Consider the following 14,026-nt stretch of genomic DNA (forward strand, 5'->3'; position numbering starts at 1 on the left):
CCCCCCCCCCCCCCCCCCCCCCCCCCCCCCCCCCCCCCCCCCCCCCCCCCCCCCCCCCCCCCCCCCCCCCCCCCCCCCCCCCCCCCCCCCCCCCCCCCCCCACCCCCCCCCCCCCCCCCCCCCCCCCACACCTCCGTGCTGTCGTCGGCAGCGTCAGATGTGTATAAGAGACAGGGATGGAGGTAGGCCCACATAAGGGGCTGCATTTTCATGCAATGATGCTATTTGATGGCCGACATCACCGTGAAGACATTACAATTGCTACAGCTCTTGGCCACTATTGGGTTGAGATCACCAATGAGGATGGACTGTTTTTTAATTGCAACCAAAAGTGGAGTGGAATGCCGCATTGCGCTATCGGAATGATCCATCGTAATGATACCGATAAGAGAAAAGAATTGAATGAACGCGTTGTGAAGTATCTGACCAAGATGGATAGATATTTCCAATTCCTGCCGAAATTGACTGGGCGTACATTGTTTCGTAGTCAAATTCGGGGATCGTCTACGCTAATGCAGACTATTACCAGTCAGAAGGCGGAAGCGGTAGAGTAATTTATTTTGAGTAATTGGGGCGGCCAATTGATTCTACCCCCACAAGGTAAGGTAACGAGATGGCAAAAAGCAGTGCAGAACGGCAAGCCACATTCCGAGAGAGGTGTGTCGGGGATCGCAAACGGTTGAGTATGCTGGTGGCAGTAGATGCAAAGCGGACGCTGGAACAGCTGGCGGTGCGCTGGAACGTGTCGCAACGGAAGGCATTCGAGCGCTTGATGGGGGAGGTTGAGCTCAGAGAGCTGCTGCTGCCAGATGCAGGCACTCTGACTGCATGCGCAGAAGTGAACACGGTGAAGGCTGGAGAGGGGCAAAAAAAAGAGACTGTTGCTGCAGCCAGCGCAGGCGGGGACACCCTGCGTAACCTTGCTGAAATAATGGCTGAGCATTGGAATTCCCGCCACTGGTAATGTGGTTGGGAAGAGGAGGCGAAAAGGATAACTTGATGCCATCTTAGCCGAAGGTTTGGCTGATCAGGACTTCAGGAGTCTTTGCCGGTCGGGTTTAGCAAAGATCTTTAGGTACACAATTAGGTACACAGAATGGGCTGTTTGAAATAAAAATCAAATGAATTCAATAGACTATTTCTTTATTCAACCTTCTGCATCGGCCCGTAGGGCGGAAGCCCGGCTTGGCCGGGCGTTCCGCCATCCTATGGCGGTCTTCGCCGTGGAGCGCCCTGCTCAAGCCAGGGCGACGAGGGGCGACTGCGGCTTGGGGCCGTCAACCGGGGTAAAGACCACCTGACCAGCCTGGCGCAGCGCGTCCAGCCGCCAGAACAGGAAATTGTCCGGCACCATGCCGGGATGCGTGCCCATGACCTCCCCCACTACGCGGCTGGCCGATTGCGGCGTGCGGGAGAGCCTGGCCAACAACAGCGTGTCCAGATGATCCAGCGGGTATTGGACGATGCCGCCGTCCGAGGCGGTTTCGCGCCAGCCGGCCTCGCGTGTTTTCCAGTGCGCCCATTGCGCGGCCAGCGAGGCGCGCGCGGCGGAGTCCAGCGTCACCGGCTTGATATCCAGCAAAGCTTCCGGCGGGCACATCCCCACCGCGTAAAGCCCCTCGTGCTGGAAAGCCACCTGGCCGGTGATGTCCGCTACCAGCAGCGGCGTGGCGGGCGCGGCCACGCTGGCGGCCATGGCCAACATCAGCCGGTCGTGCGCGTTGTTGCCTATCCAGATCACCAGCGGCGCCGGCGCTTGCAGCGCCTCCAGCAATTGGCCGTGGCACTCTGCCTCGTGTTGCAGCAGCGACGTTTCGTATTCCTCCGCCTCATACCACCACTGCGCGGCCCACAGGCGCTTGAGCCAGGCGATGCGCTGGCGCGGCTTGGCCGCATCGGCGTCGGCCAGCTCCCCAATGCGGAAGTCTTCCATCATGGCGGTGACCGGCTGCGCCAGGCCAAGCAGCCGGTTGCGTTGCTTCAGAGAGCCGGCGGCGCTGTCGCCCCAGCACAAGTGGCGGAGAGGTGTCATCGTCAATAAGTTGATTGAATGCAAATCAACTCAAGCATACCTGCGACGCGGGTCGGCATTGGTGGTTTTACGCGGGGTTTACTTCACCCCCAACCGCTCCATCCGATACCTCAGGGACCGAAACGTCACCCCCAGCCGTTTGGCGGCCTGGGTGCGGTTGTAGCGGGTGGCTTCCAGCGCCTTGACGATGGCTTCGCGCTCCACGCGGTCCAGGTAGTCTTGCAGCGGTTCGTCGCTGCCCGGTTCCGGGCTGTATTCGGCGCAGGGGGTCAGTTGCAGGTCGTCGCGGGACAGGGCGGGGCCGGCGGCCAGGGCGACGGCGCGTTCCAGGATGTTTTCCAGCTCGCGGAAGTTGCCAGGATACGCGTAGTCCTGCAGCGCCTGACGCGCGTCGGGGGAGAGTTGGGGCGCGGAGCCATGGCCGGCGAAGCGCTGCAGCAGCCGTTCGGCGAACAGCGGAATGTCTTCGCGCAGCTCGCGCAGCGGCGGCATGCGCAGCGGCAGCACATTCAGGCGGTAGTACAAGTCCTGGCGGAAGCCGCCGTCTTCCACTTTGGCCGCCAGGTCTTGGTGGGTGGCGCAGATGATGCGCACGTCCACCATCTCCTCCTGCGCGCTGCCCAGCTTGCGCACGGTTTTTTCCTGGATGGCGCGCAATAACTTTACCTGCATGGCCAGCGGCAGGTCCGCCACTTCGTCCAGGAACAGGGTGCCGCCCTGCGCCTGCTGGAAGAAGCCGTCGCGGTCGGCGTCGGCGCCGGTGAAGGCGCCCTTGCGGTAGCCGAAGAACTCGCTTTCCATCAGGTTTTCCGGAATGGCGCCGCAGTTGACGGCGACAAACGGTTTGCCGGCGCGCGGGCCTTGCTCATGGATCAGCCGCGCCGCTTGCTCCTTGCCGGTGCCGGATTCGCCGCTGATATACACCGCAGCCTGGCTGCGCGACAGCTTGTCCACCAGCCGCAGCACGTCCTGGATGGCCGGCGATTCGCCCAACAGCCGTTGCTGCTGGGTGGGTTTGACGGACGGCGTTTCCACTTTCAACGCCGATTTGACCAGGCTGCGCAGCTGGGCCAGGCTGACCGGTTTTTGCAGGTAGTCGAAGGCGCCGGCCTTCATCGCCTGCACCGCGTTGTCGGCGCTGCCATAGGCGGTGATCACCGCCACTGGCAGGTCCAGTCCGGCTTCGCCGATGTGGCGCACCACTTCCAGGCCTTCGCCGTCCGGCAGCCGCATATCGGTCAGCGCCAGGTCGAAGCGGCCGGTCGCCAGCGCCGTTTTGGCCTGGGCCACGCTGCCGGCGCAGACGGGCGTCAGGCCCATCTTCAGCAGGGTCAGCTCCAGCAGTTCGCGGATGTCCGGTTCGTCGTCGACGATCAATACGCGCAAGGGTGTCTTAGTCATGGGCTAGGCGACAGATCAGCCGGAACACGCCGCCGGGCGGGGTGTACTCCAGGCGCGCGTCGTTGGCTTCGGCCAGCTCGCGCGCGATGTACAGCCCCAGGCCGCTGCCGGCGCTTTCCGTGGTGAAAAAGGGTTCGAACAGGCGGGATTGCTCGGCCTCCGGCACGCCGGGGCCATCGTCGATCACGCGCAGGATCAGGTGGTGTTCCGCCGTGCCGGCTTCCAGCCGCACCGAGCCGCGGCCCTGGCTGCCATGGCGCCAGGCATTGGCCAGCAGGTTGCTCAGCACCTGGGCCAGGTGGCCGCGGTCGAATGCCAGTTTGCAATGGTCCGGCAGCTGGCAGACGATGGCGCCGGCCGATTGCGGCTGCACCAGCGCAAATTGCTCCAGCAGCTGGGCGATGAACGATGGCAGATCGATGGTTTCGGTCTTGACGCGGTCGCGCCGGCCCAGCGTCAGCACGTTTTCCACCATGCCGTTGATGCGGCGGGCGTTGTCCTGGACGATGCGCAGCAGCCGCTGCCGCGCCGGGTCGGTTTCGTCTTCCGCCAGCAAGTCGCCGGCGTGGCTGATGGCGGACAGCGGGTTGCGGATTTCGTGAGCGATGTTGGCGGTGAGGCGGCCCAGCGCGGCCAATTTGACGCGCTTGGCTTCTTCGGCCATGTCCGCCATGTCGCGCATGAACAGCACTACGCCGCGCAGCTGGCCTTCCGGCACCGGCACCGGCACCAGCCGGCCCACCAGCTGGCGGCCGCGCACATTGTGTTGAACAAAGGTGGACAGGGCCGGGTAGCCGTTGTCCCGCCAACGCTGCACCAGCGGCAGCAGCTCCGGCATCAACTGGCCGCGCTGCAGCTGGCTGAAATAGCGTTCCGCCTGCCGGTTGAACTGGTGCAGATGGCCCGCCTCGTCCAGCACCGCCACCGCGTCGCGCTGGCTTTGCAGGATCAGTTCGTTCAGGTGGTTGAGATTGGCGATTTCGCCGCCGCGCTGCGCCGCCAGCGCTTCCGAGGCGCGGGCCAGCCGTCCCAGCTGCCAGGTGGCGATGGCGGTGATGAAGCCGGCGGCGGAAAGCAGCGCGCTGAACGACAGGTCCGCCTGGCTGGCATTGCCCAGCAGCCTCTCGAAACCGGCGTAGCTCAGCAGCATCAGCGTGGCGATGGAGGCGTAGAACAGCGCGTAGCGGCCGGTGGACAGCAGGCCGGCGGCGGCAAGATAGGGCAGCAGCAAGAGGCCGAAGCCGCCGCGCACGCCATCGTTCATCGCCATCAGCCACACCATCATGGCGATGTCGGCGGCGATGGCCAGCGTCAGTTGCAGCGTGTCGCCCAGGCTGCCTTCGCGCAGCAGGTACCAGATGGCGATCAGCAGCAGGTAGACGCTGCTCCACAGGTAGAAATGCGGTCCGCCTTCGATCAGCGCTTGGCCGCTGTCGCCGTTGATCAGCGACAGCGAGAACAGCACCAGCAGCAGCAGCGCGCGGAAGCCGTTGACGAACAACAAGGCGGCGCGCGGCGATAGGGCTTGCGGCTGGGCTGTCAGTTTCATCACATCGGCAGCTCGCGGATGGCGCTGATCAGCCATTTCTTCGGCATCAGCTTGCCCTTCTTGGCGCGCTTGCCGACAAACTCTTCCAGCGCCAGCTTTTCATCCGCCACCTTGCCGCGGACGGAGGTGGTGGACAGCAGCGCCTTGTCGCCGGCCACCAGGCCGATGGCGGTCATGCGCGCGCCGTCGTCCAGTGCCAGCAGCATCAGGCCGCGGCCCTTGGCCAGCTCTTTCAGCTCTGTCGCCGGGAAGGCCAGCAGGCGGCCGCTGTCGCTGGCGGCCACCAGTTGCAGTTGTTCCAGCGGCGCGGCCGGCAGCGGCACCGGAGCCAGCACCGTCTCGCCGGCGTCCAACGTGATGAAGGCCTTGCCGGCTTTGACCCGGCCGGCCATGTCGCTGATCTTGGCGATGAAGCCGTAGCCGCCGCTGCCGGCCACGACAAAGCGGTCGGCATCGCGGCCGGAGATCAGCTGAGCCGGCTTGGCGCCGTCCTGCAGATCCACCAGCGACGCCACCGGCACGCCGTCGCCGCGGCCGGTCGGCACCGTGGCCGGATCTATGGTGTAGGCGCGGCCGTTATTGTCCAGCACGATGGCGGACCACACGGTGCGGGTTTCCACCACGGCCGCCAGCGCGTCGCCGTCCTTGAAGCTCAGCGTTTCCAGCTCCAGGTTGTGGCCGACGCGGGCGCGGATCCAGCCTTTTTGCGACAGGATCAGCGTCACCGGCTCGTCGGCGGTGGTTTGCGTCAGCACCGCGCGCTCGGCGGCCTTGATCTCGCTGCGGCGCTTGTCGCCGTACTTGGCGGCATCGGCCTGGATTTCCTCGCGGATGAGCTTGGTCAGCGCGTCCGGCGTGTCCAGGATGTGGCGCAGGCCTTCGCGCTCTTCGCGCAGGTCGGACAGCTCCTTCTCCAGCTTGAAGCCTTCCAGCCGCGCCAGTTGGCGCAGGCGGATTTCCAGGATGTCCTCGGCCTGGACTTCGGTCAGGCCGAAGGCCTTGATCAAGTCCGGCTTGGGCTCGTCCGATTCGCGGATGACGCGGATCACTTCATCGATATGGATGAAGGCGATCATCCGGCCTTCCAGGATGTGGATGCGCTTGTCCACCTGGGACAGGCGGTGCGCCAGGCGGCGGGTGACGGTGGTGCGGCGGAAGTCTATCCACTCGGTCAGGATGGGCTTGAGCCCCTTCTGTCCCGGTCGGCCATCCAGACCTATCATCACCAGGTTCAGCGAGGCGTTGCCTTCCAGGCTGGTCTGCGCCAGCAGGATGTTCATGAACTCGTCCGGGTCCTGGCGGCTGGACTTGGGTTCGAACACCAGGCGCACCGGGTTTTCGCTGTCGGATTCGTCGCGCACGCGGTCCAGCAGGTCCAGCATCAGCTTCTTCAGGTTTTGCTGATCCTGCGACAGCTGCTTCTTGCCGGCCTTGAGCTTGGGATTGGTGGCTTCCTCAATCTCCGCCAGCACTTTTTGCGCGCTGGAGCCGGGCGGCAGTTCGGTGACGATGGCGCGCCACTGGCCGCGCGCCAACTTGTCGATTTCCCATTTGGCGCGCACGCGCACGCTGCCGCGGCCGGTTTCGTAGGCGGACTGGATGTCCGCCGCCGGGGTGATGATCTGGCCGCCGCCGGGGAAGTCCGGGCCGGGGATGTATTGCATCAGATCGGCGGTTTCCAGCGACGGATTGTCCAGCAGCGCCACGCAGGCGCCGGCCACTTCGGTCAGATTGTGCGGCGGGATTTCCGTGGCCAGGCCCACGGCGATGCCGGAGGCGCCGTTCAGCAGCACCATGGGCAGGCGGGCCGGCAGCAGCGACGGTTCGTCGAAGGCACCGTCGTAATTGGGAACGAAATCCACTGTGCCCATGTCGATTTCAGACAGCAGCAGTTCCGCGATGGGCGTCAGCCGCGCCTCGGTGTAACGCATGGCGGCCGCGCCGTCGCCGTCGCGGCTGCCGAAGTTGCCCTGGCCGTCGATCAGCGGGTAGCGCAGCGTGAAGTCCTGCGCCATGCGAACCAGCGCCTCATAGGCCGAGCTGTCGCCGTGCGGGTGGTATTTACCCAGGATTTCACCGACCACGCGGGCCGACTTCACCGGCTTGGCGCCGTGGGCCAGGCCCATGTCGCGCATGGCGTACAGGATGCGGCGCTGCACCGGCTTCTGGCCGTCCGCCACTTCCGGCAGCGCCCGGCCCTTGACCACGCTCATCGCGTATTCCAGATAGGCGCGCTCCGCGTACAGGTCCAGCGGAATCCAGTCGCCGCTGATGGCGTCCGGCGCGGCCGGAGGCGGTGGCGTGAGGTCGCCGGCCGGCGCCGGCGGATCGAAGAGGTCGTGGTCGCTCATATATTAAATGCTATCGTCTTGATCTGGATTGAGGCACGGCATCTGGATGCATGCTATAGCATCGCAGACGGCTGTGTCAGGAATGGGAGGGATTCTACTATGGCAAACAGGATAGCGTGGCATTGCCACGGTTTTGACGGCTTTACCCCTTTGGCGCTTTATCAGGTGCTGCAATTGCGCGACCAGGTGTTCGTGGTGGAGCAGCAGTCCATCTACGGCGATGTGGACGGCGTGGACATCCACTGCCTGCACCTGTCCGGCCGCGATGAGGCCGGCAATCTGGTGGCTTACGCGCGGCTGATCGCGCCGGGCGAGAAATACCCGGACGCGGCGGCCATCGGCCGGGTGGTGGTGGCGCCGGAGGCGCGCGGCAGGGGGCTGGGCAAGGCGCTGATGGCGCAGGCGGTGGCGCAGTGCAAAATCCACTTTGCCGGCCAGCCCATCATGCTGTCGGCGCAGTGCGATGCCAGCGCGCTGTACGCCAGTTTCGGCTTCGCCCCGGTGTCCGAGCCGTATGACGATGGCGGGATACTGCATGTGGATATGCGGCGGGAGGGGTAGGGCTGTTTCTTATAGTCCGCTCAAGCGAAAACGGACAACCAGCCTGGGCTGGTTGTCCGTTGTCATGTCTGCCAGGCTTAGACTGATTACATCTTGTATGAACCCTTCAGGAAGAAGCTGCGGCCAGTGGGATCGGTAAAGCGCGGGTCGTAGTTCTGTTGAGTCATGCGCTGCTGGTTGGAATAAGGCGGCTCTTGGTCAAACAGGTTCTTCACGCCAGCGGTCACGGTCAGCTGCTTGGTCCACGCATAGGAGGCCGAGAGATTCCAGGTGGAGTAAGGTTTGACCATGTGGTTGCTGCCTGCGGAGTTCGGTGTCGCATTCTGGTCGGTATAACCAGACTTGTAGTTTTGAGACACGATGGCGCTCCACGGACCGTACATCCAGTTCAGCGTTAGATTGTGCTGCCAGCGGAAGTTAGGCCCGGCATCGACATATTGACCCGCGGTGTTGGTGTAATCGCCGCCTTTCTCATTCTGGTATGAGAATTTAGCCAGATAGGTGCCGTCTAGGGTGGCGACAAAAGTGCCAAATGAAGTCTTCGGCAGTGTCCAATTCAGGCGCAGATCTACGCCGGAGGCGCTGATGTTGCCCAGGTTGGAAATGTCGTCAATCATGTACTGATAGTTGCCGTTGGCATCGCGGACATAGCGATTGGCGTATTTGACCGGATCGTTGATGATCAAGGTTTCATCCAAGATGCTGATTTGGTCCTTGATCATGGTCCACCATAGGTCGGCGCTGGCAGTGAAATCCTTGGTCGGTTCAATGACCATGCCGAACGACAGGGAGGACGATTTTTCCGGTTGCAGATTCTTGCTGCCGCCTACCCGCTTGTCGCGTTGCATCTTGCTGCAACCGGTTCCATCGGTACCGGGGAGCGGATTTTGGCCATCCGGACACGTTGCGTAATCGACAAACTTGGTGCCGGTAAGCTGCAGCTGGTTCGGACGGTAGATGTCATACAGCGACGGTGCGCGGAATCCCTTGCTGGCGGAACCTCTGAACATCACCTTTGGATCTGGTTGGAATTTGAATGCCACCTTGGGATTGAGCGAACTTTCGGTGTCGCTATAGTGGTCGTAACGTGTCGCCAGCTGCAGTTCCAGATTTTTCAAGACAGGGATTTCTGCCTCGCCGAAGATGGCGTAGGCGGAACGACTGCCCATCGAATCTTCGGTCTTGTTTTGGCCTGTGCTTAATGCATCACGGGTAACGGCCTTGTTATAGACAGTGCTTAGGCTTTCATGACGGGCTTCCGCACCAAGTGCCACGCCCACCATGCCTGCCGGCAGCGCAAACAATTCGCGGCTGATTTTGGCGTCCGCCAAGTCTATGGTCGATTTAGCTTCCTTGGTTTGGCCGGTGATGCCGACTGATCTCCAGGCGGCCAGATTGTTGCCGCTGGTGTCGAAAGGATTCAGCGCGCCGCTATCCACGGCCGCTTGCATCCTGGCTTTGCTGACATAGCCGGAATTCAGGTTTTCCTTGACCAAGTTCTCCGAGCGGCCAATGCCCGCGCGGTAGTCCCAGCCGGCAACCAGGCCTTCCAGGTTCAGCATCAAGCGCTGGGTTACCGAATTGGCCTCGGTTTCCCGGTTGCCTAGCGGAATGGTCCGTACATACAGTAAGTCGCGCTTGGTTGGGTCGGTTGCATTGGCTCTGGTGATGTCGCCGCCGGTTGGCAGCGGAGCATTCTGAGATGTGGTGATGGTTTCCGTGCGCGTGTACTGCAAGGAAAGCTCATGGTTATCACCAAGGCGTTTCGTGCCACGGACAATGCCCGAAATCTGCTCGACTTCCGGCGACAAGGCCGGATAAAGCGAGTAGTACTCTTTGCAGATGCCCCCGACGGACTGAGAGAATGGCGGCCGACAAGTGGTGCTGGTAGCTTTCCATTTTTTGGTGACGCCATCCACATAATTGCCAGGCCAGGCATTGGGACTATTACCAGTGTCTGCGGTGATCTTGTTGGAGAAATCACGTTGGCTAGCCATGATGGCATCGTGTTTTAGATAGTCTATCGCGCCGTAGACATTGAAGCCGTCTTGCGCGAGATCGCCGATACCATAGGATGCATTGACGCGTTTTTCATCTCCGCCGCCATGTTGTGGGTTGGCGAAGCTGCCGCCAATGCTGAAGCCCTTTAGCGACTTTTTGGTGATGAAGTTCATCACACCGCCGATGGCGTCGGTGCCATAGATGGCGGAGGCACCGTCCAGCAGTACTTCCACACGGTCGATGGCGGACAGTGGAATGGCGTTCAGGTCGGCCGAGGTGCCATCGATAGCCTGGTTGGCCATGCGGCGGCCATCCAGCAATACCAGCGTATATTGGTTGCCGAGGCCGCGCAGGCTGGCGAAAGAGCCGCCGCCGGTAGAGGCGCCTACCGAATAAGAAGAGCCTTGGCTGGACTGGTTAGCTGCAATGCTGTTGACCACCTGCTCTACCGTGGTCAGACCCTGCTTGGCCAGGTCTTCGGTCTTCAGGATGGTGACCGGCAGCGCCTTTTCCTGCTTGATGCTGCGCTTGATGTTGGAACCGGTAATCGTCACCCGTTCCAGCTGATTGCCCGAGTCATCGGCGGCGTGGGCAAAGCCGCTTCCCAGCAGGCCGATGGCGGCGATCGCCTGGGCCAGAATCTTGACCTTCATTTCTTCTCTTCCTTTGTCATCACGGCGCCCATTGCGTGTCAGCGCGGGGCGTATCGTTGCAGTCTCGTGGCCGCAACATCATTGGCGATTGATGAAAATGGCATTGAAAAGAGGCAAAGGCAAGGTACTTACTTGGCATTGTCTGCTGGTGCGGCCGGATGGAGGCTGCGTGAGAAATGTTAAGACTATGAAATTAATTGTGTTTTTTTGTTAATGGTTTGAGGTGGGAATTTTCCAACTCGTGTCTCGATGATGCAACATTCTTGTCATCTTTCGCAGGTGACTGCAGTAGGGAAGCCAAGGACCAGGGGCAAGCGCGGGACGGCGCGACCCAGTTAGGCTAAAATGTCCTGTTTTCGTCTGCGGCATTGTTCGCCCATGCATCTGCTTGCCCTCGGACTCAACCACCACACCGCGCCGTTGTCGATACGGGAGAAGCTGGCATTCCCGGCGGAAACCCTGCCGCACGCTCTGGATAGTCTGGTGGCCTCGCAGGCCGCGCGGGAGGCGGCTATCGTCTCCACCTGCAACCGCACCGAGATCTATTGCCTAAGCCCGGACCCGCATGCCGCGCTGGATTGGCTATGCCAGTTTCACGGGCTGAGCCGCGCCGAGGTGGAGCCGTATCTGTACCGGCTGGAGGCTTCGCAGGCGGCGCGCCACGCTTTCCGCGTGGCGTCCGGGCTGGATTCCATGGTGCTGGGCGAGACGCAGATACTGGGCCAGCTGAAGGACGCGGTGCGCAGCGCGGAAAGCGCCGGCACGCTGGGCACCCTGCTGAATGGGCTGTTCCAGCGCACTTTCGCGGTGGCCAAGGAGGTGCGCTCCAGCACCGCGGTGGGGGCCAGTTCGGTGTCGATGTCGGCGGCGGCGGTCAAGCTGGCCGAGCAGATTTTCCCGTCGGTGAGCGAGCTGAACGTGCTGTTCGTCGGTGCCGGGGAAATGATAGAGCTGGTGGCCACGCACTTCGCCGCGCGCAATCCGTCCTGTATCACCGTGGCCAACCGCACGCTGGAGCGCGGCCAGCGGCTGGCCGAGCAGTTTGGCGGCAACGCCATCACGCTGGCCGAGTTGTCGGAATCGCTGTCGCGCTACGACGTGGTGGTGACGTCCACCGCCAGCCAGCTGCCCATCATCGGCAAGGGCATGGTGGAGCGGGCGATCAAGGCGCGCCGCCACCGTCCCATGTTCATGCTGGACCTGGCCGTGCCGCGCGACATTGAGCTGGAGGTGGACAAGCTGGACGATGTGTTCCTGTTCAGCGTGGATGACATCGCCGGCATCGTGGAGTTGGGCAAGGAGGCGCGGCAGCAGGCCGCGGCCGAGGCCGAGTCCATCATCCAGAGCCGGGTGGCCGAGTTCAACGACTGGCTGAAGAAGCGGGAAACCGTGCCGCTGATCCGCGCCCTGCGCGACGAGGCGGAGCGCACCCGCCGCCACGCGCTGGAAGGCGCGATGAAACAACTGGCGCGCGGCGACGCGCCGGAAAAAGTGCTGGAGGCCTTGTCCGTCCAGCTGACCAACAAACTGATGCACCCGCCGACCCAGGCTTTGTCCTCGGGCAGCGGCGCGGAGCATGACGCGCAGGTGCAAACCATCGCGCGGCTTTACCGTTTACACCCGGAGTCGTAATGAAAGCGTCTATTGCGGCCAGGCTCGCGCAGCTGGCCGACCGTCTGGAAGAGGTGACCCACCTGCTGGCCAGTGAAACGGCCACCCAGGACATGGAGGCCTTCCGGAAACTCACCCGCGAACACGCCGAGCTGACACCGGTGGTGGAAACCTTCGCCGCCTATCGGCAGTGCGAGGGCGATATCGCCGCCGCCGAAGACATGCTGGCTGATCCGGAAATGAAGGAATTCGCCCAGGCGGAAATCGCCGAAGGCAAGGACAAGCTGGCGGCGCTGGATATCGAGCTGCAAAAGCTGCTGCTGCCGAAGGACCCCAACGACGACAAGAACATCTTCCTGGAAGTGCGCGCCGGCACCGGCGGCGACGAGGCGGCCTTGTTCGCGGCGGACCTGCTGCGCATGTATACCCGCTACGCCGAGCGCAACCGCTGGCAGGTGGAGATCGTCTCCGCCAGCGAGTCGGACCTGGGCGGCTACAAGGAAGTGATTGTGCGGCTGATCGGCCAGGGAGCGTATTCGCGGCTGAAGTTCGAGTCCGGCGGCCACCGCGTGCAGCGCGTGCCGGCTACCGAGACCCAGGGCCGCATCCACACTTCCGCCTGCACCGTGGCGGTGATGGCGGAGGCGGACGAGATTGCCGAAGTGGTGCTGAACCCGGCCGATCTGCGCATCGATACCTTCCGCGCGTCGGGTGCCGGCGGCCAGCATATCAACAAGACCGACTCGGCGGTGCGCATCACCCACTTGCCCACAGGCATCGTCGCCGAGTGCCAGGACGGCCGCTCGCAGCACGCCAACAAGGCCAGCGCCATGCAGGTGCTGGCGGCGCGCATCTACGACATCCAGCTGCGCGAGAAGAACCAGAAGGAAGCGGCCGAGCGCAAGAGCCTGATCGGCTCCGGCGACCGCTCCGAGCGCATCCGCACCTACAACTACCCGCAAGGCCGCATCACCGACCACCGCATCAATCTGACGCTGTACAAACTGGATCAGGTGATGGACGGCGATCTGCAGGAGCTGACCGACGCGCTGATCGCCGAACAGCAGGCCGAGCTATTGGCAGCGCTGGGCGATTGAGGATTGCCGCTGGGGTTTGTCGGCGTTAGAATCACCCCCGGAAAACGGCGGGCCGCATGGCCCGCATGTTCTTGGCCAGTGTAGGCCGGAGCCCGTTTTTCTCCGAAACTTGGGGCCGCCGCTGGGTGGCCTTTTCTTTTTCCCGTCTACAGCGTGGCCATATAGGCCAGCAGCGCCTTGACGTCGTCCTGGCTCAGCGTTTTCAGGATTTCCTGCATCTCCATCCGCGCCGGCGGCTGCGGCGTGTCGGATACCTTCATTCTTTGCGCCAGATAGGCGGCGTGCTGGCCCGCCAGCCGCGGCGCGGCGCTGCCGCCTTCGCCCTGCTCGCCATGGCAGGTGAAGCAAGGCGGCGCGCCCACGGCCAGGTTGCCCTCGGTGTACAACTTGCGGCCGCTGGCCAGCAGCGCCGGATCGGCCGACTTGGCCGGCTGCGGAGCGGGTTTTTGCGCGGCGTAGTAGCGGGAGATGGCCTGGATGTCGGCATCGTTCTTCAATCGATCCCACACCGCTTTGTGAGCGCCGCCGTCATCGCGCTGGCCCAGCCGCATCCAATCCAGCTGTTGCGCGATGTAATCGGCCTGCTGGCCAGCCAGCCTGGGTGTCGGCGGCGGGCCGTTGCCATCAATGCCATGGCAAGCGGCGCATAGTTGCTGCGCCAGCTGGGGCGGCGCGGACCAGGCCAGCGCGCTCGCCAGCGCCAGCCATCCGGTCATGATCATGCGGGCGGTGTGCATGGAGCCTCCATCAAGTTTCCATATATGAGATAG

At 63.1% G+C, this 14,026-nt stretch carries 11 protein-coding genes; 5 read left to right on the forward strand and 6 right to left on the reverse strand.

Going from position 1 to position 14,026, the window contains the following annotated elements; all coding sequences use genetic code 11:
- Window positions 1-176 precede the first annotated feature (176 nt).
- Together JHD59_RS11425 and JHD59_RS11430 are read left to right on the forward strand one after the other, a co-directional pair.
- Window positions 177-554 (forward strand): hypothetical protein, encoded by a 378-nt coding sequence (locus tag JHD59_RS11425; protein ID WP_199154329.1) that lies wholly within the window; start codon window positions 177-179, stop codon window positions 552-554.
- Window positions 555-613: 59 nt separating this feature from the next.
- Window positions 614-964, forward strand: coding sequence for a hypothetical protein (locus tag JHD59_RS11430; protein ID WP_199154330.1), 351 nt, complete (start codon window positions 614-616; stop codon window positions 962-964).
- 273 nt (window positions 965-1,237) lie between these two features.
- Here the strand turns inward: JHD59_RS11430 and JHD59_RS11435 are convergent, their stop codons facing one another.
- The 4 genes from JHD59_RS11435 to parC all read right to left on the reverse strand — a co-directional run bounded on the left by JHD59_RS11435 (window position 1,238) and on the right by parC (window position 7,333).
- A complete protein-coding gene (locus JHD59_RS11435) occupies window positions 1,238-2,032 on the reverse strand; it encodes a DUF1835 domain-containing protein (protein ID WP_199154331.1) in 795 nt (264 codons plus the stop codon).
- A gap of 78 nt (window positions 2,033-2,110) precedes the next feature.
- Window positions 2,111-3,433: a sigma-54 dependent transcriptional regulator gene (locus tag JHD59_RS11440; protein WP_199154332.1), complete on the reverse strand. Its 1,323-nt coding sequence runs from the start codon at window positions 3,431-3,433 to the stop codon at window positions 2,111-2,113.
- Window positions 3,426-4,982 carry a nitrogen regulation protein NR(II) gene (locus JHD59_RS11445; RefSeq protein ID WP_199154333.1) on the reverse strand — a complete coding sequence of 519 codons (1,557 nt, stop codon included), beginning with the start codon at window positions 4,980-4,982 and terminating at the stop codon, window positions 3,426-3,428. The genes JHD59_RS11440 and JHD59_RS11445 overlap by 8 nt, the downstream gene beginning before the upstream one ends.
- Window positions 4,982-7,333: a DNA topoisomerase IV subunit A gene (parC, locus tag JHD59_RS11450; RefSeq protein ID WP_199154334.1), complete on the reverse strand. Its 2,352-nt coding sequence runs from the start codon at window positions 7,331-7,333 to the stop codon at window positions 4,982-4,984. Before parC ends, JHD59_RS11445 begins: the two co-directional genes overlap by 1 nt.
- A gap of 99 nt (window positions 7,334-7,432) precedes the next feature.
- On the opposite strand from parC, the gene JHD59_RS11455 reads away from it, so the two are divergent.
- Window positions 7,433-7,894 carry a GNAT family N-acetyltransferase gene (locus JHD59_RS11455; protein WP_199154335.1) on the forward strand — a complete coding sequence of 154 codons (462 nt, stop codon included), beginning with the start codon at window positions 7,433-7,435 and terminating at the stop codon, window positions 7,892-7,894.
- 86 nt (window positions 7,895-7,980) lie between these two features.
- On the opposite strand, the gene JHD59_RS11460 is transcribed toward JHD59_RS11455, so the two are convergent.
- Window positions 7,981-10,548 carry a TonB-dependent receptor gene (locus JHD59_RS11460; protein ID WP_199154336.1) on the reverse strand — a complete coding sequence of 856 codons (2,568 nt, stop codon included), beginning with the start codon at window positions 10,546-10,548 and terminating at the stop codon, window positions 7,981-7,983.
- Window positions 10,549-10,926: 378 nt separating this feature from the next.
- Here JHD59_RS11460 and hemA point away from each other — a divergent pair, with 378 nt between their 5' ends.
- The gene (hemA, locus tag JHD59_RS11465) at window positions 10,927-12,180 is read left to right on the forward strand and encodes a glutamyl-tRNA reductase (RefSeq protein ID WP_199154337.1); all 1,254 of its coding nucleotides are present in this window, start codon (window positions 10,927-10,929) and stop codon (window positions 12,178-12,180) included.
- Window positions 12,180-13,256, forward strand: coding sequence for a peptide chain release factor 1 (gene prfA / locus JHD59_RS11470; RefSeq protein WP_103321846.1), 1,077 nt, complete (start codon window positions 12,180-12,182; stop codon window positions 13,254-13,256). The genes hemA and prfA overlap by 1 nt, the downstream gene beginning before the upstream one ends.
- A gap of 146 nt (window positions 13,257-13,402) precedes the next feature.
- Here prfA and JHD59_RS11475 read toward each other — a convergent pair whose 3' ends face one another.
- On the reverse strand, window positions 13,403-13,993 hold the full coding sequence (locus tag JHD59_RS11475; RefSeq protein WP_199154338.1) for a c-type cytochrome: 591 nt from the start codon (window positions 13,991-13,993) through the stop codon (window positions 13,403-13,405).
- Between the last annotated feature and the right edge of the window lie 33 nt (window positions 13,994-14,026).

Origin of the sequence: Chromobacterium sp. ASV23 (genome assembly GCF_016428945.1) — a bacterium.
GTDB classification, from domain to species: domain Bacteria; phylum Pseudomonadota; class Gammaproteobacteria; order Burkholderiales; family Chromobacteriaceae; genus Chromobacterium; species Chromobacterium sinusclupearum.